The sequence below is a fragment of the Desertibacillus haloalkaliphilus genome (genome assembly GCF_019039105.1).
Taxonomy (GTDB): domain Bacteria; phylum Bacillota; class Bacilli; order Bacillales; family KJ1-10-99; genus Desertibacillus; species Desertibacillus haloalkaliphilus.
This window is the reverse complement of sequence record NZ_JAHPIV010000295.1, coordinates 1-388: the sequence shown is the minus strand read 5'-3', so window position 1 is coordinate 388 and position 388 is coordinate 1. Positions and strand designations below refer to the sequence as shown.

General features: G+C 34.5%; 1 protein-coding gene and 1 pseudogene. Both read left to right on the top strand.

Going from position 1 to position 388, the window contains the following annotated elements:
• Window positions 1-155 (top strand): annotated as a pseudogene (locus tag KH400_RS22010) (spore gernimation protein); the annotation flags it as partial.
• Between the two features lie 79 nt (window positions 156-234).
• On the top strand, window positions 235-388 hold a 154-nt coding region (locus KH400_RS22005), incomplete at its 3' end, for a deoxynucleoside kinase (RefSeq protein WP_217228268.1).

Here is a 388-nt window from a genome sequence, read left to right as displayed (position 1 = left end):
GGTTTGAAGATGCAAGATCCATTCAAGCCAAATTTAATCTCATTAAAGAGTTAAACCTAAATGGAATTGCTTACTGGAAATTAGGTCTATCCTTCCCACAAAACTGGTTGTTGTTATCAGATCAATTTAATATTGAAAAAAGAACAACATCGTAATTCATTGGCTCTATCTCTCAGAAGGGGTATGGTACAATATACATTGGTTTGACAACTTTATAGATAGAGGAGAACGCCTATGTATCCTGCCCCTTTTATTGCAGTGGAAGGCCCAATTGGAGCCGGAAAAACAACCTTGGCTACAATGCTTTCAAAGGAATTTCAATTTCCTTTAGTAAAAGAAATTGTAGAAGAAAATCCATTCTTAGATAAATTTTATGAAGATATGGAAC